The following is a 20,436-nucleotide window of genomic DNA, read 5'->3' as shown; positions in this document are numbered from 1 at the left end:
GAAGGAGATGATAATCTGTCTGTATTTAAAAGCAGAGGGGTAATTCTAAAAGCACAGGATTTCAAGGAAAATGATAAATTAATATGGATTTTTACAGAAAAATTGGGGAAGGTATCTGCAGTTGTAAAAGGCGCAAGAAAAAGTAGAAGCAAATACCTGCCCATAACTTTAAATTTCTGCTTTAGTGAATATGTTTTATTTAAGGGCAAAAGTATGTTTATACTAAATGAAGGACAAATAATAGAGTCTTTTCAAGATTTTTTAAATGATTTGGATATTTTAACTTATGCATCTTATCTCTCTGAATTAATTGATATTTCTATGGTAGAAGGTGAAAGTAACAGAGATTTATTTAGAGAATTTGTAAGTACATTTTATTTAATGAAAAATAAAGTTGGTGACCTTGAAATTCTAGCAAGAGCTTTTGAATTAAAACTTTTAAGATATACAGGTTATGGTCTTAATTTGGACTATTGTGCAAAGTGTAAAAAAAGAATATCATCTTCTAATTATATTAGCTATAAGTACTACGGATGTTTGTGCCAAGAATGCGAAAAAGAAGGTGGAAGAAAAATTTCACCAGCTTCATATAGTACTTTAAATTATTTAAACAAGTTACCTTTAGGAAAAGTCCATAGGGTAAGTTTAAACGCTAATGTTAAGAGGGAGATATATGAGATTTTAAGCGAATTTATAAGCAATGATTTTGCTAAAAAGCCAAAGAGTTTGGAGATACTAAATTTATTAAAAAAGGAGTGAATTTAAGTATGGAAGAAATAACCTTAGAAAAAATTGATATTATAAGGGAAAGAACAAGTGTTACATATACACAAGCAAAAGAAGCTCTAGAGGCCTGCAATGGTAATGTTATTGATACACTTGTATACATTGAAAAAAATCATAAAAATATGAAAGATCAATTTGAAAGTAGTAAAGATGAATTTGTAAATTGGATTAAGGAACTAATTGAAAAGGGAAATGTATCAAGAATAAAAATAAAGAAAGATGATAAACTCATTGCGGATATTCCTGTTAGCGCAGGTATTCTTGGAGGAGTTGTTGCAGGAATTGCATGGTATCCATCACTAGTATTAATGTTTTTAACAGCTGTTGTGACTAAAGTTACAGTTGAAATAACTAAAAATGATGGCAGCGTTGAAGTTGTAAATAAAGTTGTTAAAGATACTGTTTCTAATGTTAAAGAAAAAGTAAATGATGCCGCAGCTGAGATTAAAGATAAATTTAAAAATCAAAATCATTCAGATAGTGATGCCTCTTATCAATACACTGTAAAATTTGATGATATCAATGATGAAAAATAGTTAAGATATGGCTTAATGCCATATCTTAACTATTTTTTATGCAAATTACCCTAAAATATATTTAAATTGTAAACGTTTTTTTAAAAATTTACAATACTTAAATACATATGAAATTTAGAGTAATATAAAGCAATTTCAAAATAATGGATATTAATTTTAATAATTTAACCCAAAATAGTAAATTTTCAATATAACATATACGATTAAAATGTTATAATTAGTATGTAGATAAAATAAGTTAAATTAGTGATTTATCTACGGAGGGTTTAATTATTGTTTATAGTATAAAATACATTGTTGTTAGTTTTACTGTCGAAAGTAAACGATTTAATGCAAAAGTAATCGTCAAATTAAAGATATACCATTGTGAAACTTAAAATTTATTTGTGCCAAAATGCCATCCTTTGGGCATTATGGTGAACATAAATTTTAATAGTTGAGCTGGTATATCTACAATTAGGTATAAACCACTTAAAAACTTAGAATTAATTTATAAAGCGGCATTATAAATAATTTTTATAGTTAAAGAGGTTTATTATATAAAAGCTGTATAATTTATAAGTTAATTACGGCGACAAAACAATTGAAGGGGATGTTTACTATGGCAACAAAAAAGTATGTTTACTTATTTAATGAGGGTAATGCAGGCATGAGGAATTTATTAGGTGGTAAAGGTGCGAATCTTGCAGAGATGACAAACCTTGGAATACCTGTTCCTCAAGGTTTTACTGTAACTACAGAAGCATGTGTAAAATACTATGAGGATGGAAAGAACATATCTAATGAGATACTTGAAGAAATTAATGAACATATGAAAAAACTTGAGGAAAGTACAGGAAAAAATTTTGGCTGTGAAGACAATCCACTTCTTGTTTCAGTTAGATCAGGAGCAAGAGTATCAATGCCAGGAATGATGGATACAATACTTAACTTGGGGCTTAATGACAAAACTGTAGGTGCAGTTGCAAAGCTAACAAATAATGAAAGATTTGCTTATGACTCCTATAGAAGATTTGTACAGATGTTTTCAGATGTCGTTATGGGAATAGATAGTAAAAAATTTGAGAAAGTTTTAGATGAAGTAAAAGAGAAAAAATGTGTAAAATATGATACTGAATTAGATACTGAAGATTTAAAAAATATTCTCAATCAATTTAAGGATGTTTATAAAAATGAAATAGGAAAGGATTTTCCAGAGGATCCTAAAGAACAGCTTATAGAGGCAGTAACTGCTGTATTTAGATCATGGGATAATCCAAGAGCAATAGTTTATAGAAGGTTAAACGATATACCAGGAGATTGGGGAACAGCAGTAAATGTTCAATCAATGGTATTTGGAAATATGGGAAATACTTCAGGAACGGGAGTTGCTTTCACAAGAGATCCTGCAATAGGAGAAAAGAGAATATTTGGAGAATATCTTATAAATGCACAAGGTGAGGATGTTGTTGCTGGAATAAGAACACCTCAGCCAATTGTTAAATTGGAACAAGATTTGCCAGAGTGCTATAAACAATTTATGGATATAGCTAAGAAACTTGAAAACCATTATAGAGATATGCAAGATATGGAATTTACTATAGAACAAGGTAAATTATATTTCTTACAAACTAGAAACGGTAAGAGAACTGCTCAGGCTGCATTGAAAATAGCAGTTGATTTAGTTAATGAAGGATTACTCACCAAGGAAGAAGCAATACTTAAAGTTGAGCCTAAACAACTTGAAGCGTTATTACATCCTGCTTTTGACAAAGAAGGACTTAAAGATGCAAAAGCCATAGCAAAAGGTCTTCCAGCTTCCCCAGGTGCAGCTTGCGGAAGGGTTTATTTTACAGCTGAAGATGCTAAAGCACATCATGAAAGTGGTGAGAAGGTAGTATTAGTAAGACGTGAAACATCACCGGAAGATATAGAAGGAATGGTTTCTTCAGAAGGTATACTCACAGTTAGGGGTGGTATGACATCCCATGCAGCAGTTGTAGCAAGAGGTATGGGAACTTGTTGTGTTGCAGGCTGTGGAGCTATTAAAGTGAATGAAGAAGAAAAAAGCTTTGAGGTAGATGGAAAGGTATTTCACGAGGGCGATTATATTTCTCTAGACGGAAGTACAGGAAATGTATACGGTGAAAAAATTAAAACTTCAGCGCCAGAGGTTGGTGGAAATTTTGGAACCTTCATGGGTTGGGCTGATGAAATAAGAAAACTTAAAGTAAAGACTAATGCAGATACTCCAAAAGATGCTAGGCAGGCAGTTAACTTTGGAGCTGAGGGAGTAGGACTTTGCAGAACTGAGCATATGTTCTTTGATGAAGATAGAATACCTGCAGTTAGAGAAATGATACTTGCTAAAACTGTTGAACAGAGAAAGAAAGCACTTGCAAAATTACTTCCAATGCAGCGAGAAGACTTTACTGGAATTTATGAAGCCATGGAAGGTAGACCGGTTACTATAAGATTTTTGGATCCACCTCTACATGAATTCTTGCCAACAAATGATGAAGATATAGACGCTTTAGCTAAGGAAATGGGAATTACTTTTGATGAACTTAAAACAACTGTGTTATCCCTACATGAATTTAACCCAATGATGGGCCACAGAGGCTGCAGACTTTGTGTATCATATCCTGAGATAGCTGAAATGCAAACAACAGCTGTAATTGAAGCTGCAATAGATGTAAATAGGAGAAAAGGACTTAATATTGAACCACAAATAATGATACCTTTAGCAGGTGAAGTAAAAGAATTAAAATATGTTAAAGATGTTGTTGTTAAGACAGCCGATGAAATAATTAAAAAAGAAGGAGTTTCTTTAAAATATAAAGTTGGAACTATGATAGAAATTCCAAGAGCAGCACTTACAGCTGATGAAATAGCTAAAGAAGCTGAATTCTTCTCATTTGGAACCAATGACTTAACACAAATGACCTTTGGTTTCTCAAGAGATGATGCAGGAAAGTTCTTGAATGACTATTATGAAAGAAAAATATATGAATATGATCCATTTGCAAAACTCGACCAAGTAGGTGTAGGTAAACTCGTTAAAATGGCTGCAGAACTTGGAAGGAAAACAAGACCAGATTTAGAGTTAGGTATTTGTGGTGAACATGGTGGAGATCCATCTTCAGTAGAATTTTGCCACGATGTTGGTCTTGATTATGTTTCTTGCTCACCATTTAGAGTACCACTTGCAAGACTTGCAGCTGCACAGGCTCAAGTTAAAAATCCAAGACAATAATGGTATAATTCTAATTTGAAATTTTAATTAGAGTATATTGTGAAAACATAGAGTATTGTAACTTAACTTTACTAGTGATTTTAAGTTGCATACTCTATTTTTTTATTATTTATTTCTATATAAGTAACTTAATGATTAGATGGAACATATTATATAATTGTAAAAATAAATCATAATGATTTAAAAAGTACAGAAGAGGTGTTATTTATGGATTCTTTTATCACTGAATCATATAATGGCCATAGTTATTATAAACTAAGCTGCAGGTCAAGCTGCAGATCTAGAAGTAGATCAAGTAGCAGATCTAGAAGTAGGTCAAGAAGTTGGTCAAGTTGCAGATCAAGAAGTAGATGGAGTAGTTGGTCAAGTTGCAGATCAAGAAGTAGATCAAGAAGTTGGTCAAGAAGCAGATCAAGAAGTAGATCTAGAAGTTGGTAGGTCATATAGTCGATAACGTTATTTGAAATAAAATAGCTATAGGATTATTGATATGGATAGATATTATAAAACTGGAGAAAAGATAAATGGATATTCAATTCTAAAAATAATAGGTGAAGGTAGATATGGAATTGCATATTTGGCAAGTAATAGCAAATATGAAAAATGTGTTATAAAACAATTAAAAAAAAGAATGCTTCATGATACTAGAGAAAAATTATTTTATGAAGAGAAAATATTGAAAGCTTTAGATAGTCCTAAATTTCCTAAATTTATATCTAAATTTAATGATGGAGATAGAGAAGGCTATATATTAGAATATATTGATGGAAAAGTATTTGAAGATTTATTAACTGTAGATAAATATGAATTTAGTAGGGATGAAATTTATAAAATTGGGTGGCAACTTCTAGAATTAGTTGAGATATTGCACAACAATGGTATAGTTCACCGAGATATTAGAGTTCCTAATGTAATATTGAAAAAAAACAAAGATATAGCATTGATTGATTTTGGATTAGCGAGAATTATTAATAATAAAAGATATGTAAAAGATATAGATTATTGGTTTATCGGTGATTTTTTAATTCATCTATATTATTCATCATATAAAGTAACCGATTCACAAGATAGACCTTGGTATGAAGAACTTGATTTAAATCAGGAAGAAGAAGTTTTTTTAAAAAAGTTAATGAATATTAAGGGAAGATATAGAAATATTGAAGAAATAAAAGAACAGCTTGAAAAAATTAAAAATATAAATTGATATTGAATATAGAGGAGTTGTTGCACTAAAAAATTGTTTAACCGTAATCTTAAATATTGCGGCTGAATCAATTGTTAATGTGACATCTCCTTTTATTTATATAACAAGCATAGGAGGAATAATTGAGGAGGTATTTATTGTGTTAAATTCAATAGAGATATTAAAAATGTATCCGGAAAGCTTTAGCGCTAATTTATATACTGTCAAGCATTTTAGAATGATTGGACTTGTTAATGTAAGTATTAAATATGATTACGGAGTAGAAAGAGTGACTTTAGCATATTTTAGATCATCAGGAACTAACAGTGGTAAAATAAGGGGACTATGGTATCCTATTATTGGTATAAAAACTAGTACGGGAAGGTTTACGGAATTTACAAAATATTTGAATTTTGTTTTGGAAAATACCACAAAAAACGGAACAGCAGATAAGGGATGGATTGCGAAATCTTTATTTTTTTCAAGGAAACATTTGACTAGTACTATGGTTAGGGGGTTTTCTAATGGAAGGTATTACGAAAGCCTTTTGAAGATAGGTGAAACTTTAAGAAATTTGTATGAAACTAATAAATTTAAAGAAATGAGTTCACTAGATGCACATAAGCTAAATAGTATAGTGATGTCAGAAAAAATATATCAAGGTAATAATCATACTCAAAGAGAAAACTTTGAAAAATTTGTAGAAGGCATATTTGATGAAATTTACTATATGTAGGAAAAGATAAGACCCAAGGTAAAACTTGTTGGTCTTTATTTTTAGCACAAAATTTTTGGCATAATTTTAAAACAGAGGGGATAGAAAAACAGAGTACAAAGTACAGAGTACAATGAAGGATGATTTACCTTTCCTTGCGTCAGGTAAATCTTAAACTTAAATGTTGTTCAGCTTCGCTGAACAACATTAATGCTTTGATTGCGTAAGCAATCAAAAAATAAGTCTTAAGATTTTCTTAGTGTAGTTACTAATTTAAATGTAAGTATTAAACTTACCATTAATGTAATTAGCAAAATTTTCAGCAAAGGTTAATTGAGAACTTTTACATTTTACACTGCTTTTAAGTAAATTTATGAATGAGGATTTATTACATTTTTTTATGTTCCTATAGTAATCTTTGCATATCTTCCAAAATTTTTGGGGAAATGCTAGATAAGATAATATATATAAGTATTCATCCAAGTTAAGTACATTGATACTTTCATAAGCATTCAGTGTGTTTATAAGAATTCCATTATCCCAGTTGGTTCCATCGCGTTTCAATATTCTTCTTAAAGAATAAGATAAATCATGTACAGAAAAATCTATTTTACAATTATCGAAATCAATAACCCATAAATTATTATTGTCATCAAATATTAGATTCTTGTTAACATAATCAAGATGGCATAAGCTCTTCTTTAGATTTTCAGGATGTATTTTGTTTGAAGCTTTTAAAGCTATTTTTGCAGTGGCAATGCATTCCTCTGAATTTTCAAGAAGTATTTTTGAAAATTTATCATTTATTTTGTTTGCAATATTATAAAAGTCCAGTATTTGGTCAAAATGTTTTTTTGTAGATACATAAATGTCATCAAGCCCGTACCTAATATTACTTCCGGTAATTGGAATGAAGTTTTTGGTGAATTTATGCATTAGCGCAAGATTTTTTGTTGAAACTAAAATATCAGAAAGATTGTTATAGTCACATTTTTTACCTTCAATCCAGGGCATTAAGATAAAAAGCATATTGTTATATAGAACAAAACGTGAATTATTCTGAGTTGGTAGTATCCTAGTTACTTTTATGTTATATCTGTATAACCATTCAGCTGCGGAATATACAAAAAGTAAGTCATTTTTATTATAATATACTTTTTTTAAACAATATTTTTTTGAATCTGAAATTATGCTGTAAACAGCTCTTTGTTTATCAGTATCTTTAAATTTTATTTGTTCAATAATTGAATTTTCTAAGTTGTATTCAGGTAAAACAAATTTTTTTATTTCATCATATGGCAACAATATATGGGAAGAAGGAGGATTATTATCAATCATAGTTAGCACTTCCTAAAAATTATCTTCATTAAATATGATATTAAAAAATTTTTTATAATATACATATAAAAAAAGGATATTAAATATTTGTATAGAATAATTTATTTATGAGCAAAGAGAAGTTTTAAAACATTATTTTTGGATTTTAGAATAAAATTTACTATTAAATGGGTAAAATATAAAAGATATAAATGATAAAGAGGATTTATTAACTGGATGTAGAATCTAATAATATGCTAGGATAAAAATTTTAATATAAATTATTAAAAAAAAAAGGATTTAATGGATTTTTGTCGAATATAATCTTGCTTATAGTAAAGGTAATTATTATGTTAGGTGGAATGTTTCATTGATAAGTGAAGAGGTTATTCAAAAAATTAAAGATTTAAATGATATTGTTGATATAGTATCAGAAAAAGTAAAATTAAAAAAAGCAGGTCACAATTATATAGGACTTTGTCCTTTTCACAACGAAAAAACTCCATCTTTTAGTGTATCTCAAGATAAGCAAATATATAAGTGTTTCGGATGTGGGGAATCTGGTAATGTTATTACTTTCATAATGAAAACAAAAAATCTTCCTTTTGTTGAGGCGGTTAATTTTTTAGCTGAAAAAGTAAATATTTCAGTAGAACTTAATCAAGGAAATGATAAGAAAAATTATGAACAGAATAACAAGCTTTATAAAATTAATGTTGAGGCAGCTAGATATTTTTTTAATAACTTAAATCAAGATAGAAAAGCTAAACAATATTTTTTATCGAGAAAAATTACAGAGGCCACTATGAGAAGTTTTGGTTTAGGATATGCAAAAGATGATTGGAATAACCTGCTACATTATATGAAAAATAAGGGTTATACTGAATTGGATTTAATTAATGCAGGTCTTATAATTCAAAAAAATAATACTTTTTATGATAGGTTTAGAAATAGAGTTATTTTTCCAGTGTTTGATTATAGAGGCAGAGTTATAGGGTTTGGAGGAAGGGTTTTAGATGATTCAAAACCAAAATATTTAAATTCGCCCGAAACTGCTGTGTTCAAAAAAGGAATAAATCTCTATGGTTTAAATTTTTCTTTAAAAAATAACATTGATAGATTTTTTATAATTGTTGAAGGGTACATGGATTGTATAACACTGCATCAGTATGGTATAAAAAATGCAGTAGCATCACTTGGAACAGCACTTACAAAAAATCAAGCAAAGTTATTAAAGAGATACGCTGATAAAATAATTATATCATATGATGCTGATTCAGCAGGACAAACGGCAACTTTAAGAGGTCTTAAAATATTGAAAGAAGTTGGTTTTGAGGTAAGTATAATAAAAATACCTGATGGTAAAGATCCGGATGAATTTGTTAAAAAAAATGGCAGGGAAGCTTTTATTGAACTTATAAAAAATGCACTTCCAGTAGTAGACTATAGGTTAAATAAGGCCTTTGAAGAGGTAAATTTAAAGGACAATGAAAGCATCATAAGATATATTAGGAATGTTTCTGAAATAATTGAAGAATTAGATCCTGTTGAAAAGGATGTTTACATTAAAAGGATATCCGAAAAAACTGGAACAAGCGAACAGGCAATTTATGATTTATTAAGTGAAAAGGTTCAGAAAAGTGGTAATCAAATACAAACCATGAATAAAATGGATGGTTATGGACAAAATTTATATGTAGAATCAGCATATATTAAGTCTGAACGAGCACTTTTGAAAATTATGGCACAAAATAGAAATATGTGTGAGTATATCATGGCTAGACTAAAATGTGAAGACCTAATTATTGATAGTCATAAGAAAATCTATAACAATATTATAAGTGTAATTGAAGATCAAGTTGCAAATAGCGAGAATATATTGAAAAAAATTGAAATTATGTGCAATGAGAAAGAAAGCTATTCTGAATGGATAAAAGTTATTAGTGAAGACATAATATTTTCCGATGGTAATGAAAAAAAATTGATAGATGATTTTATTTTTAATATCAAAAAATTTAATCTAGAGGAGTCGAAAAAGGAGATTATGAAAAAAATCAAGATACTAGGAGAAAAAGGGTTGTTTGAGGAAACGCTTGAACTGATTAAGCAGAGTGAGGAATTGCAAAATAAATTAAACAATCTTTAGATTAACGGAAGGAGGTATCATTAATGAAAAATAAAAATGATGTCAGCAGTGAGGCAAAAAACGATAACAGCAAACAAAAAAGTGATAAAATGAAAGTTGTTAAAACTTTAATAGATAAAGGAAAGAAGAAGGGGACTCTTACTTATAAAGAAATAATTGATGAGTTAGAGGATGTAGATTTAAGTCCTGAACAAATTGAAAAAATATATGAAGTCCTTGAATCTATGGGAATTGAAGTTATAGGTGATATGAATGAAATTGAGGTTGAAGAAGAAGACCTTGATTTAACAATACCTGAGGGCATTGCAATTGATGATCCTGTTAGAATGTACCTTAAAGAAATTGGAAAAGTCCCATTGTTATCTCCAGACGAAGAAATAAGTTTAGCGCAAAGAATAGAAAATGGCGATCAAGTCGCTAAAAAGAAATTAGCAGAAGCTAATCTTAGGCTAGTTGTAAGCATAGCTAAAAGATATGTTGGAAGAGGAATGTTATTTCTCGATTTAATTCAGGAAGGAAATCTTGGACTAATTAAAGCTGTTGAAAAATTCGATTATAGAAAAGGATATAAGTTTAGTACTTATGCAACATGGTGGATTAGGCAGGCTATTACAAGAGCTATTGCAGATCAGGCTAGAACAATAAGAATACCAGTGCATATGGTTGAAACCATAAATAAACTTATAAGAATATCAAGACAGCTCCTTCAAGAACTTGGAAGAGAACCTCAACCTGAAGAAATTTCAGAAAAGATGGATATGTCTGTAGACAAAGTAAGAGAAATAATGAAAATTGCTCAAGAACCTGTGTCACTTGAAACACCAATAGGTGAAGAAGAAGACAGTCATCTTGGTGATTTTATACCTGATGATGAAGCACCAGCACCAGCAGAAGCAGCTGCTTTTAGAATGCTTAAGGAACAGCTTATAAATGTTCTTGATACATTGACTCCTCGTGAAGAAAAAGTTTTAAGATTAAGATTTGGATTAGATGATGGAAGAGCTAGAACTCTTGAAGAAGTAGGAAAAGAGTTCAATGTTACGAGAGAAAGAATAAGGCAAATAGAAGCTAAGGCTTTAAGAAAATTAAGACATCCAAGTAGAAGTAAAAAATTAAAAGATTACCTTGACTAAAAGTTCTCTTGCTAGAACTTCATAAAAATTGCAGAGTGTTTATGCACTCTGCAATTTTTATTTTCCGTAGATGACTTATTTAAAAAAAGGTTTTTTTATGGTATAATTTTTTATAGAAAAAAGAAGGTGAAAATTTGAAATGTATAAAACCTCATAAAAGTTTGCTTTTAATTTTATATGTAATTGCAGTGTCAATAGGTGTTAATGCATTCACATTTATAATAAGTGAATTCATAAATCTATATACTATAATTATTTTTCTTAAAGTATTCTTAATTGCATTTAATATATATCAGATATATTTTTTAATAAAATGTATAACTTTAAAATATTATTATGATAATAGTAATTTTTACATAATTTCTTGGTGGGGATTAAAAAAAGTAATAGTGCCTTTTAGTGAAATTGAAATGTATCAAAAGTCCGATGGTGAAATAAAGGGAGTTAAGTTGTATGGATATGGAAGAAATAATTTTGCTATGGGTGTGTATTTTATAGAAAATACTGGTACAGTAAATATGTTTTGTACCTCTACGAAAGATGTTCTCTATTTAAAAGCAGAGAATAGTGTATATGCAGTTTCTCCTGAAGATTTATCTGAAATTGAAAATACACTTAAAGCGAGCAGTATTTCAATGGAAAACTGGATTTATAAGAGGAATAAAAAAGTTAGTTTGAATAAAGATAAATATTTTATGATACCTTTAATAATTGTTGCAATTATAATTTTGGCAATGATTATTATACCAGCTATAGCATATTGGTATAATATTTTACCAGCTAAGATGCCTCTGAGTTTTGATGCAAAGTTTAATCCTTTAGCATATGGTACAAATAAAGAATTTGTATTTAAGCAAATGCTATATGGTGCATATAATATGATTATACTTTTTTGTATGTATTATGCTGCATATTTTTATGCTAAATATAGTAGAAAGGCAGCATATAAGTATATTTACATATCACTTGTAATTGCAGCTATTTTTTTAATAATGCAAATAAGAATTTTGCAGCTATTCCATAGGTGAAATAAACTATTTAACCTATAAGAAATACAGAGATTTATCTTTATTAAAGACAGGAGGAAAAAATGGAAATAGCATCTAGACTAAAATGTGTGGCTTTGATGGTGGGTAAATGCAATAAAATGGTAGATGTAGGAACAGATCATGGCTATTTACCTATCTACCTTATAAATAATGGAACATGTGAAAAAGCAATTGCATCAGATGTAAATTTGGGACCTCTTAACAAAGCAAAAATGAATATTAAAAAATATGCGCTTGAAGATAAAATTCAGTGCCGATTGGGCGGTGGATTTTCGGTAATAAAAGAAAATGAAGTAGATGTAGCGGTAGTAGCAGGTATGGGTGGAAATTTAATAAGAGACATAATTGAAGAAAAGATGAAAGTGTTTAAAACATTCCAATATGCAGTCCTTCAGCCAGTTCAAAATCCAGAAATACTTAGAAAATATTTATATAATAGTGGTTTTAATATTATTGATGAAGAATTGTGTATTGATGAAGATAAATATTATGAGATAATAAAAGTATGTTATGCTAAGGATTTTGTAATAAAGGACGATATATATTATGAGATAAGTGAAAAACTTATTGAAAAAAAACATCCTTTGCTTAAGAAATATATAGAATATAAAATAAATAAAAATAATACTATTATAGAGAGCATTACAGATGAGAGCGATAAAGCACTTATAAGGAAAGAAGAGTTAATTGTTAAAAATTCTAATCTTAAGGAGTTGTTATCATGTCTTTTGAAGTAAAAGATTTATGCAGTATAATTGAAGAATATGCACCTCTTAATTTAAAGGAAAGCTATGATAATGTTGGGCTTATGATAGGTGACAGCACGCAGGAGGTAAAATCTGTGCTCATGGCTCTTGATTGTACTTTAGATGTAATAGAGGAAGCTATAGACAAAGAATGCAATATGATAATAACACATCACCCACTTCTTTTTAGAAAACCATCATCCATAACAAATGAAACTCTTCAGGGACGTAAGATATTAAAGCTTATAAAAAACAATATTAATGTATACTCATCGCATACGAATTTTGATAGCGTTAAAGGTGGACTAAATGATATTATTGTAGAACTGCTTGGCTTCCCTAAAGGGAAGGTTATTGAGACTTCAAATAAAGAAAACTTAAATGATGGTATAGGAAGAATAATTGAATTAAATCATTCTCTTAGCCTTGATGAAGTATGCAATATTGTAAAAAAGCAGTTGAATTTAAAAAACATTAGATATTGTGGATATGAGAAAAAAGAAATATGTAAAATTGCCATAATAAATGGCAGTGGTCAGGACTATTTTGAGAAAGCAAAAGAAAGTGGTGCTGATTGTATAATTACAGGGGATACTTCATATCATTACGTAAGTGATTATAATGAAATGGGTATATCTGTTATTGATGCTGGACATTTTGGTACAGAATGGCCCGCTGTAAAGGTTGCTGCTAAAATGCTTCAAAATGAATTAGTAGAAAGAAAAGTTAATATTAAAATATATGTATCAAACTGTAACCTTGATCCGTATAAAACGAAGTAGATATGGTGTTTTTGCTGTGTCTACTTTTTTATTTATATAAATAAGTATATTACATTAAAAATTATTATAGCTATTGGAGGAAAAAGTATGAGTAATTTTATTGAACTAGCTTATTTACTTCAGCATAATTATGATTTAATAAAGAAAAATAAAAAAGTATTAAAGGATGGATCCCACATTTACTTTTTAAAAAAGTTAAAGAAGGAGTTTGACGATAAAAAACAAAATTATAGTGAAAAAAAGAAAAAACTTGAAGATATAAAAAATAAATACGGAATTATGGCTAAAAAACTAAATAACCAGAAGAAAGAAATAGAGGATAATGAATATAAACTTTATAATAAAGCAGGATCAAATTTAAATGTTATAAGCAAACTTGAAAAATCAATAGATAGTGGCAAACAAAAACTTAAGAAGTTTGAAGATGAAGCGGTTGAACTTTTAGAGAATGAAGAAAAAGTAAGTATGGAGCTTGAAAATTTAAGGTTAGAGCTCATAAACATAAGAAATAACTTTTATGATTATAAGCAAAAAAGTAGTGAAAAAATAGATAATGCTGAAGAACACATAAAAGTTTTAGAGAAAAAAGTTGAAGAAATCCAAAAGGATATGCCGAGTGAGCTTCTATATGAAATTAATAAGCTTCTCGAAAACAGCGATTCAGCTGTAGTTAAGCTAAATGGTTCAGTTTGTGAGGGATGTAGAATGAAGGTATCTGCTGTAACCATGGATAACATATATAAAGGTGCCCCAATTGTTCACTGTGATAATTGTGGTAGAATATTATACTATGACGCTAAGAAACAATTTGAAAAAAAGGCTAAAACATCTTAGGCATCTTAAAATATTATAAATTTATAGTTGCATTAAGTTTATAAGTGTGATATTATATTTTATGCGAGTAAGCCAGACAATCGCTGCTGCAAGTTTTGCAGGAGAGGAAAGTCCGAGCTCCATAGGGCAGGGTGCCGGGTAACACCCGGTCAAGGCAACTTGAAGGAAAGTGCAACAGAGATATACCGCCTAATATATTATCTATTATCCATTTCATCACCTTTAATATATTAGGTAAGGGTGGAAAGGCGAGGTAAGAGCTCACCAGCGCACTGGCGACTTTGCGGCTATGTAAACCCCATCTGGAGCAAGATCAAATAGGGAAGCGTTTTGGGGCGGCCCGTCCCGCTTCCGGGTAGTATCGCTTGAACCTTATGGTAACGTAAGGTCTAGATAGATGATTGTCTAATACAGAACTCGGCTTATAGGGTTACTTGCCCATTGAAAACACTAGGTTTTTGCCTGGTGTTTTTTATTTTGCCATAAACTTATATAGTATAAAATATTTTCTACTGAGTAATATAAAATAAAAGGAGGGCAATGAAATGGGTAAAAAACTAACTAGAACTAAATTAAAAATGGCTGCTATAGCTAATAATATGATGGAAGTTGGGGCTGAACTTTATAGTAATACTGAAGTTAAAAATAAGATTAATAAGAAAATACAAGATGAAAAGGAACCTAAATAGAGGTTATTTTGAAGTGGTTGGACTTCTGTATTAAAAATTTAGTGCGACATATTTTAAAAGCCTTAGATGTTTCAATTGTATGAGCAGACTCTCAGCGAGTTATTGAAACATCTAAGGCTTTTAAAGTTTTTAACCTTCTCAAAATGCTTTACTACTTAATCGTCAGTTTTTGCTCTACTATCATCAAAGGTTACTTCGTCGATGTATTGATGAGGGAAACCTAAAAGTTTTGTTGGATCAGTAGAAGCTTTGATGATAGTTATGTTTGCCATATATTTTGATTCTTTTTTGTAAAATGTCTACTATATCTTTAGCTGTTACATTTTCTTTGGGTATTGCTACCTTAGTATGAGATTCTTTTGAAAATGTTGATATGAGCTTATGACATTAATGGACTCTAAGAATTGCTCGTTTATAATTTACTACCCATTTAGATGCATCGTCCTGATGCCTGAATGGGTAGTAAGTTATAGGAGCATGTGAAAAATACAGCGGCTTTCGTTCCGAGGTACAAAACAGTAAAATATCATAGAAAATAGTACAAAAACAGCATTAATAGTCACAAGTATTATTGCTGGTTTTTTTTATATATGCATTTTGATAATATTTGTATATACAGGATAATTAAATTATAATATTAGTATACGATTGTAGCATTTGTTCAATTAGTAAGATAATGTGAACATGAGGCTATTTATAAATAGAAAGTAGTAGGTGAAATATGTGAAGATTTCCGTAATATTTGGTTCTCATAGGTTTGGGGGTACTAATCATGAAATCGAGAAAATATTGAAAAAATATTCAGATATTCATGAATTTGATTTTATACATTTAGCCAACAATAAAATAGAAGGGTGCATCGACTGTCATGAATGTGGAAAGTTTGGACAATGCATTTTACCACCTTCGAAAAATGACCACTTTCAGGAAGTATATGAAAAAATGATTGTGGCAGATGCAGTATTTATCATAACTCCTGTTTACGCAGTTATTCCATCTCGTTTAACTGCCTTATTTGAAAGAATGACAAGCGTACTTTACTATACAGGAGTAATGAATACAGATAATAACCCATTATTAAATAAAAAAGTAGCAATATTTAATTATTGCTATAATAAAATATGTGATGATAAAGAAATTAAATTAATCTTTGATAAATTTGTTATGAAAAATTACCGTTTTGATAGAAGTACATATAAATATATGAATAAATGTGAAAATCCAAATGAAAAATACTCAAATATTATTGAGTATATACAAGATACGATTATTAATTTATAATTTATGTTATGGACATGATGTTTAATTCGCATTATTCTTTTACCTAATGATAACTTACGTCAGGTAAATCTTAAACTTAACTGTTGTCAGCTTCGCTGACAACAGTAATAAAGCGATTGCGTAAGCAATCAAAAAATAAGTTTTAAGATTTTCCGTAGCAAAGATTATTAATATGCAAAGTTTTATTGCACTGCTATTGAAAGTAATTCTACTAAGTTAAAGAACCTACATGGGCTTACGCCCAAACCTCTAGCAAGTGTATCCTTCTTTGTACTCTGTACTTTATACTTTGTACTTTGGTTTAATGCTTCGCAATATTTTTACAAGTTGATTCTCTAACAATAAGCTTTGGCTCATAAAGAATAGAATCACCAGCATCAAAACTGTTGTTGTTATTAATTAATTTTATAATTAAATTAGCAGCATCTTTTCCCATTTGCTCTTTTGGATGGCTTATGGAAGTTAAATTTGGTTGCATCATTACAGCTAAATGAGAATCATCAAACCCAATTATAGAAAGTTCTTCGGGAATTTTAATATTTAAATTATTAGCAATAGTTAGAGTTATGTATGCTATTTCATCGTTATAACAAAATATTGCTGTTGGTCTTTTTTTTGTTTTTAGAGCATTTTCTATTTTACTAGGCAAAGATGAACCTATTTCCTCGGAAAGGTAGGTTAGAATCTGCCAGGGAGAAGGTGGAATATTATTGCTCTGGCATTCAGAAATAAATCCATTCATTCTGTTTATTCCTTGAGAATCATCAACTTTAAAAATACCCATTAATCTTGTATGCCCTAAAGATATAAGATGATTTGCTGCTAATTTTCCGCCTTTAAAGTCGTCTACACGAAGACTTGGTACGTTAAGTTCAGAATAAGAAGCATTTATCGTTACAAAAGGAATATTCCTAGAGATTATATTATTTAAATATCCAATATTTTGACTTGGATATGCACTTTTAGTAGGTTCTAAAATAAGGCCATCTATTTTATGAGCTAACAAATTCTTTAAATTACTATTTTCAAACATAACATTGTTATTTGTTGAAGATAGTAAAAGTGAATAAGACTCCAAATACAAAGTATCCTCCATGCCCTTTATTATGCTAGGAAAAATGTAGTTAGATATATGAGTTGTTAGCACAGCTACATTTTTAGTGTTTTTGAGATTTTCTTTGTCTTCTGCTAAATCAGATATATATATTCCACTTCCTTGTATTCGATAGACATATTCCATGGACACAAGGTCACCTATGGCTTTTCTTATAGTATGTCTGCTTACATTAAACATTTTCATTAATTCAGATTCAGTTGGTATTTTTTCATGTGGTTTAAATTTGGCTGTAACAGCCCAATTTATAATACTTTCCTCTACTTCTTCATATTTATGCTTCATCTTTTTCTCCTTAGATAAACCAGTTCAACTACCAAAATTAATTTGCATCATACTGTCCAGAAGACGGCATTTTGGTAGAAATAAACTTCAAGTTTTACGGTGTTTTATATTTATAGATAAACCAGTTCAACTACCAAAATCAATTTGCATCATAATGCCCAAAAGACGGCATTATGATGCAAATTAATTTTGAAGTTTCAAGTGGTTTATCTTTAATTAAAAAGTTTTCCTATATAGTAGTATATCAAAAGAGTGGCTGTTTAACAATGATACTGAGAAAAAATTTGTGCGTACAAATTTTAAAAAATATATTGACATTTGTAGGTATGAATATTATTATTATCTTATGAAAGCGATTAAATGTCCTAAAAATATACTTGAAATCAAATAAATTGCTGTAAAGGAAGGTTAGTGATATGTTAGAAGATTTAAAAAAGGAAGTGTTTGAGGCAAACTTAATGCTTCCAGAATATAAGCTAGTAACATTTACTTGGGGAAATGTTAGCGGTATTGATAGAAAAAATGGACTAGTAGTAATTAAACCTAGTGGAGTTGAATACACAGAAATGAAAGCAACCGATATGGTTGTAGTAGATTTAGATGGAAAAGTTGTAGAAGGAAATTTAAACCCATCCAGTGATACAGCAACACATTTAGTTTTATATAAAGCTTTTAAAAATATCAAGGGAATTGTACATACTCATTCACCTTGGGCTGTATCGTTTGCTCAAGCAGGACTTGTCATACCAGCAGCAGGTACAACACAAGGAGATTACTTCTATGGTGATGTTCCAGTGACTCGAAGGATGACAGAGAAGGAAATTACTGGAGAGTATGAAAAAGAAACAGGTAATGTTATTGTTGAAACCTTTAATAACGCTAATATTAATCCAGATTATATGCCTGGAGTTTTAGTAAATGATCATGGACCGTTTACTTGGGGTACAGATCCTAAGAATGCGGTACATAATTCTGTTGTATTAGAAGAAGTAGCAAAAATGACCTACCATTCATTACAGCTAAATCCAGAGAATATAAGAATGGACAAGTGTCTACTTGATAAGCATTTCTATCGTAAGCATGGTAAAAATGCATATTATGGACAAAATAAAAATAGATAAGGGGAAATGAAATATGTTAAAAAATGAAAAAATGGAATTTTGGTTTGTTGTAGGAAGTCAACATTTGTATGGTGAAGAAGCTTTAGCAGAGGTAAAAAAGAATTCTAAGGTTATTGTGGATGAATTAAATGAAAGTGCAAATTTGCCATATCCAATAGTATTTAAATCTTTAGCAACATCTGCCGATGAGATAAAAAAGATAATGAAAGAAGCTAATTACAAAGATGAAGTGGCTGGAGTTATAACTTGGATGCATACCTTCTCACCTGCTAAAATGTGGATTGCAGGAACAAAGCTTTTACAAAAGCCATTATTACACTTTGCAACTCAATATAATGAAAATATTCCTTGGAAGACAATAGATATGGATTACATGAACTTACATCAAAGTGCCCATGGAGATAGAGAATATGGATTTATAAATGCAAGACTTAAGAAGCACAATAAAATTGTTGTAGGATATTGGAAGGATAAAGAAGTTCAAAAAGAAGTTTCAGATTGGATGAAAGTAGCTGTTGGTTACATTGCTAGTGAAAGCATAAAAGTTGCGCGTTTTGGAGATAATATGCGTAATGTTGCAGTTACAGAAGGAGATAAAGTAGAAGCTCAAATTCAATTTGGATGGACAGTTGATTATTTTGCTATAGGTGATTTAGTTGCTGAAATGGATAAGGTTTCAGAAGCTGATATAAATAAAACTTATGAAGAATTTAAAGGATTATATATATTAGATCCAGGTGAAAATGATCCAGCATTTTATGAAAAGCAAGTTAAAGAACAAATTAAAATTGAAATTGCTTTAAGAACTTTCTTGGAAAGAGGAAACTATAACGCGTTTACTACTAACTTTGAAGATTTATATGGTATGAAGCAATTACCTGGACTTGCAGTTCAACGTTTAAATGCTGAAGGTTATGGATTTGCTGGTGAAGGAGATTGGAAAACAGCAGCTTTAGATAGATTATTAAAAGTTATGACAAATAACACTAAGACAGGCTTTATGGAAGATTACACATATGAACTTAGCCGTGGAAATGAAAAGAGTTTGGGTGCTCATATGCTTGAAGTTGATCCAACCCTTGCTTCTGATAAACCAAAAGTAATTGTTAAACCTTTAGGAATCGGAGATCGTGAAGATCCAGCTCGTTTGATTTTTAATGGTTCTACAGGACACGGTGTAGCTGTATCAATGCTTGATTTAGGAACTCATTATCGTTTGATTATAAATGAAGTAACAGCTGTAAATCCAGATGAAGACATGCCTAATTTACCAGTTGCTAAAATGGTGTGGAAACCAGAACCAAACTTTATTGATGGAGTCAAAGCTTGGATTTATGCAGGTGGTGGACATCATACAGTTCTTTCATTAGCTTTAACTGTAGAACAAGTATATGATTGGAGTCGTATGGTTGGTTTAGAAACTATAATTATTGATAAAGATACAAAGTTAAAGGATGTAATTGAAAAAACAACAAAATAAGAAT

At 29.9% G+C, this 20,436-nt stretch carries 17 protein-coding genes and 1 other RNA gene; 16 read left to right on the top strand and 2 right to left on the bottom strand.

The window, feature by feature from the left end:
• Positions 1 to 15: 15 nt before the first annotated feature.
• From recO to CUEA01_RS09605, 5 genes are all read left to right on the top strand, one after another.
• Complete coding sequence (recO, locus tag CUEA01_RS09625; protein WP_234122162.1) at positions 16 to 759, top strand: DNA repair protein RecO; 744 nt, start codon at positions 16 to 18, stop codon at positions 757 to 759.
• An 8-nt stretch (positions 760 to 767) separates the two neighbouring features.
• Positions 768 to 1,322, top strand: coding sequence for a DUF4342 domain-containing protein (locus CUEA01_RS09620; protein WP_234121421.1), 555 nt, complete (start codon positions 768 to 770; stop codon positions 1,320 to 1,322).
• 601 nt (positions 1,323 to 1,923) lie between these two features.
• Positions 1,924 to 4,557, top strand: coding sequence for a pyruvate, phosphate dikinase (gene ppdK, locus CUEA01_RS09615; RefSeq protein WP_234121420.1), 2,634 nt, complete (start codon positions 1,924 to 1,926; stop codon positions 4,555 to 4,557).
• A gap of 490 nt (positions 4,558 to 5,047) precedes the next feature.
• Positions 5,048 to 5,761: a protein kinase family protein gene (locus tag CUEA01_RS09610; RefSeq protein ID WP_234121419.1), complete on the top strand. Its 714-nt coding sequence runs from the start codon at positions 5,048 to 5,050 to the stop codon at positions 5,759 to 5,761.
• Between the two features lie 139 nt (positions 5,762 to 5,900).
• Positions 5,901 to 6,476 carry a hypothetical protein gene (locus CUEA01_RS09605; protein WP_234121418.1) on the top strand — a complete coding sequence of 192 codons (576 nt, stop codon included), beginning with the start codon at positions 5,901 to 5,903 and terminating at the stop codon, positions 6,474 to 6,476.
• A 252-nt stretch (positions 6,477 to 6,728) separates the two neighbouring features.
• Here CUEA01_RS09605 and CUEA01_RS09600 read toward each other — a convergent pair whose 3' ends face one another.
• The gene (locus CUEA01_RS09600) at positions 6,729 to 7,793 is read right to left on the bottom strand and encodes a CotS family spore coat protein (RefSeq protein WP_234121417.1); all 1,065 of its coding nucleotides are present in this window, start codon (positions 7,791 to 7,793) and stop codon (positions 6,729 to 6,731) included.
• A gap of 349 nt (positions 7,794 to 8,142) precedes the next feature.
• Here CUEA01_RS09600 and dnaG point away from each other — a divergent pair, with 349 nt between their 5' ends.
• The 9 genes from dnaG (at position 8,143) to CUEA01_RS09555 (ending at position 16,432) form a co-directional block, all read left to right on the top strand.
• Positions 8,143 to 9,918, top strand: a complete 1,776-nt coding sequence (dnaG, locus tag CUEA01_RS09595) for a DNA primase (RefSeq protein ID WP_234121416.1) — start codon at positions 8,143 to 8,145, stop codon at positions 9,916 to 9,918.
• A gap of 23 nt (positions 9,919 to 9,941) precedes the next feature.
• On the top strand, positions 9,942 to 11,051 hold the full coding sequence (gene rpoD / locus CUEA01_RS09590; protein WP_234121415.1) for an RNA polymerase sigma factor RpoD: 1,110 nt from the start codon (positions 9,942 to 9,944) through the stop codon (positions 11,049 to 11,051).
• Between the two features lie 134 nt (positions 11,052 to 11,185).
• Positions 11,186 to 12,079 carry a PH domain-containing protein gene (locus CUEA01_RS09585; protein ID WP_234121414.1) on the top strand — a complete coding sequence of 298 codons (894 nt, stop codon included), beginning with the start codon at positions 11,186 to 11,188 and terminating at the stop codon, positions 12,077 to 12,079.
• A 62-nt stretch (positions 12,080 to 12,141) separates the two neighbouring features.
• Positions 12,142 to 12,837, top strand: coding sequence for a tRNA (adenine(22)-N(1))-methyltransferase (locus tag CUEA01_RS09580; RefSeq protein ID WP_234121413.1), 696 nt, complete (start codon positions 12,142 to 12,144; stop codon positions 12,835 to 12,837).
• Positions 12,822 to 13,628: a Nif3-like dinuclear metal center hexameric protein gene (locus CUEA01_RS09575; protein WP_234121412.1), complete on the top strand. Its 807-nt coding sequence runs from the start codon at positions 12,822 to 12,824 to the stop codon at positions 13,626 to 13,628. The genes CUEA01_RS09580 and CUEA01_RS09575 overlap by 16 nt, the downstream gene beginning before the upstream one ends.
• An 87-nt stretch (positions 13,629 to 13,715) precedes the next feature.
• Positions 13,716 to 14,462 carry a zinc ribbon domain-containing protein gene (locus tag CUEA01_RS09570; protein WP_234121411.1) on the top strand — a complete coding sequence of 249 codons (747 nt, stop codon included), beginning with the start codon at positions 13,716 to 13,718 and terminating at the stop codon, positions 14,460 to 14,462.
• A gap of 64 nt (positions 14,463 to 14,526) precedes the next feature.
• Positions 14,527 to 14,903: RNase P RNA component class A (gene rnpB / locus CUEA01_RS09565), an RNA gene on the top strand.
• 104 nt (positions 14,904 to 15,007) lie between these two features.
• Positions 15,008 to 15,151, top strand: a complete 144-nt coding sequence (locus CUEA01_RS09560) for a hypothetical protein (protein ID WP_234121410.1) — start codon at positions 15,008 to 15,010, stop codon at positions 15,149 to 15,151.
• A 714-nt stretch (positions 15,152 to 15,865) separates the two neighbouring features.
• The gene (locus CUEA01_RS09555; RefSeq protein ID WP_234121409.1) at positions 15,866 to 16,432 is read left to right on the top strand and encodes a flavodoxin family protein; all 567 of its coding nucleotides are present in this window, start codon (positions 15,866 to 15,868) and stop codon (positions 16,430 to 16,432) included.
• Positions 16,433 to 16,733: 301 nt separating this feature from the next.
• Here the strand turns inward: CUEA01_RS09555 and CUEA01_RS09550 are convergent, their stop codons facing one another.
• The gene (locus tag CUEA01_RS09550) at positions 16,734 to 17,831 is read right to left on the bottom strand and encodes a GntR family transcriptional regulator (RefSeq protein WP_234121408.1); all 1,098 of its coding nucleotides are present in this window, start codon (positions 17,829 to 17,831) and stop codon (positions 16,734 to 16,736) included.
• A 416-nt stretch (positions 17,832 to 18,247) separates the two neighbouring features.
• Between CUEA01_RS09550 and araD the strand changes: the two genes are divergently transcribed.
• Entirely contained in the window at positions 18,248 to 18,952 is a 705-nt protein-coding gene (gene araD / locus CUEA01_RS09545) for an L-ribulose-5-phosphate 4-epimerase (RefSeq protein WP_234121407.1), read from the top strand.
• 13 nt (positions 18,953 to 18,965) lie between these two features.
• On the top strand, positions 18,966 to 20,432 hold the full coding sequence (gene araA, locus CUEA01_RS09540; RefSeq protein WP_234121406.1) for an L-arabinose isomerase: 1,467 nt from the start codon (positions 18,966 to 18,968) through the stop codon (positions 20,430 to 20,432).
• Positions 20,433 to 20,436: the final 4 nt, after the last annotated feature.

It is taken from the genome of Clostridium hydrogenum (assembly GCF_021432385.1).
Taxonomy (GTDB): Bacteria; Bacillota; Clostridia; order Clostridiales; family Clostridiaceae; genus Clostridium_S; species Clostridium_S hydrogenum.
This window is presented reverse-complemented; position numbering and strand designations above follow the sequence as displayed.

Coding starts and splice junctions, on each gene's coding strand:
- CUEA01_RS09560 (WP_234121410.1), top strand. CDS start 15,008: ATGGGTAAAAAACTAACTAGAACTAAATTAAAAATGGCTGCTATAGCT.
- araA (WP_234121406.1), top strand. CDS start 18,966: ATGTTAAAAAATGAAAAAATGGAATTTTGGTTTGTTGTAGGAAGTCAA.
- CUEA01_RS09570 (WP_234121411.1), top strand. CDS start 13,716: ATGAGTAATTTTATTGAACTAGCTTATTTACTTCAGCATAATTATGAT.
- araD (WP_234121407.1), top strand. CDS start 18,248: ATGTTAGAAGATTTAAAAAAGGAAGTGTTTGAGGCAAACTTAATGCTT.
- CUEA01_RS09610 (WP_234121419.1), top strand. CDS start 5,048: ATGGATAGATATTATAAAACTGGAGAAAAGATAAATGGATATTCAATT.
- CUEA01_RS09550 (WP_234121408.1), bottom strand. CDS start 17,831: ATGAAGCATAAATATGAAGAAGTAGAGGAAAGTATTATAAATTGGGCT.
- CUEA01_RS09600 (WP_234121417.1), bottom strand. CDS start 7,793: ATGATTGATAATAATCCTCCTTCTTCCCATATATTGTTGCCATATGAT.
- rpoD (WP_234121415.1), top strand. CDS start 9,942: ATGAAAAATAAAAATGATGTCAGCAGTGAGGCAAAAAACGATAACAGC.
- CUEA01_RS09575 (WP_234121412.1), top strand. CDS start 12,822: ATGTCTTTTGAAGTAAAAGATTTATGCAGTATAATTGAAGAATATGCA.
- CUEA01_RS09580 (WP_234121413.1), top strand. CDS start 12,142: ATGGAAATAGCATCTAGACTAAAATGTGTGGCTTTGATGGTGGGTAAA.
- ppdK (WP_234121420.1), top strand. CDS start 1,924: ATGGCAACAAAAAAGTATGTTTACTTATTTAATGAGGGTAATGCAGGC.
- CUEA01_RS09620 (WP_234121421.1), top strand. CDS start 768: ATGGAAGAAATAACCTTAGAAAAAATTGATATTATAAGGGAAAGAACA.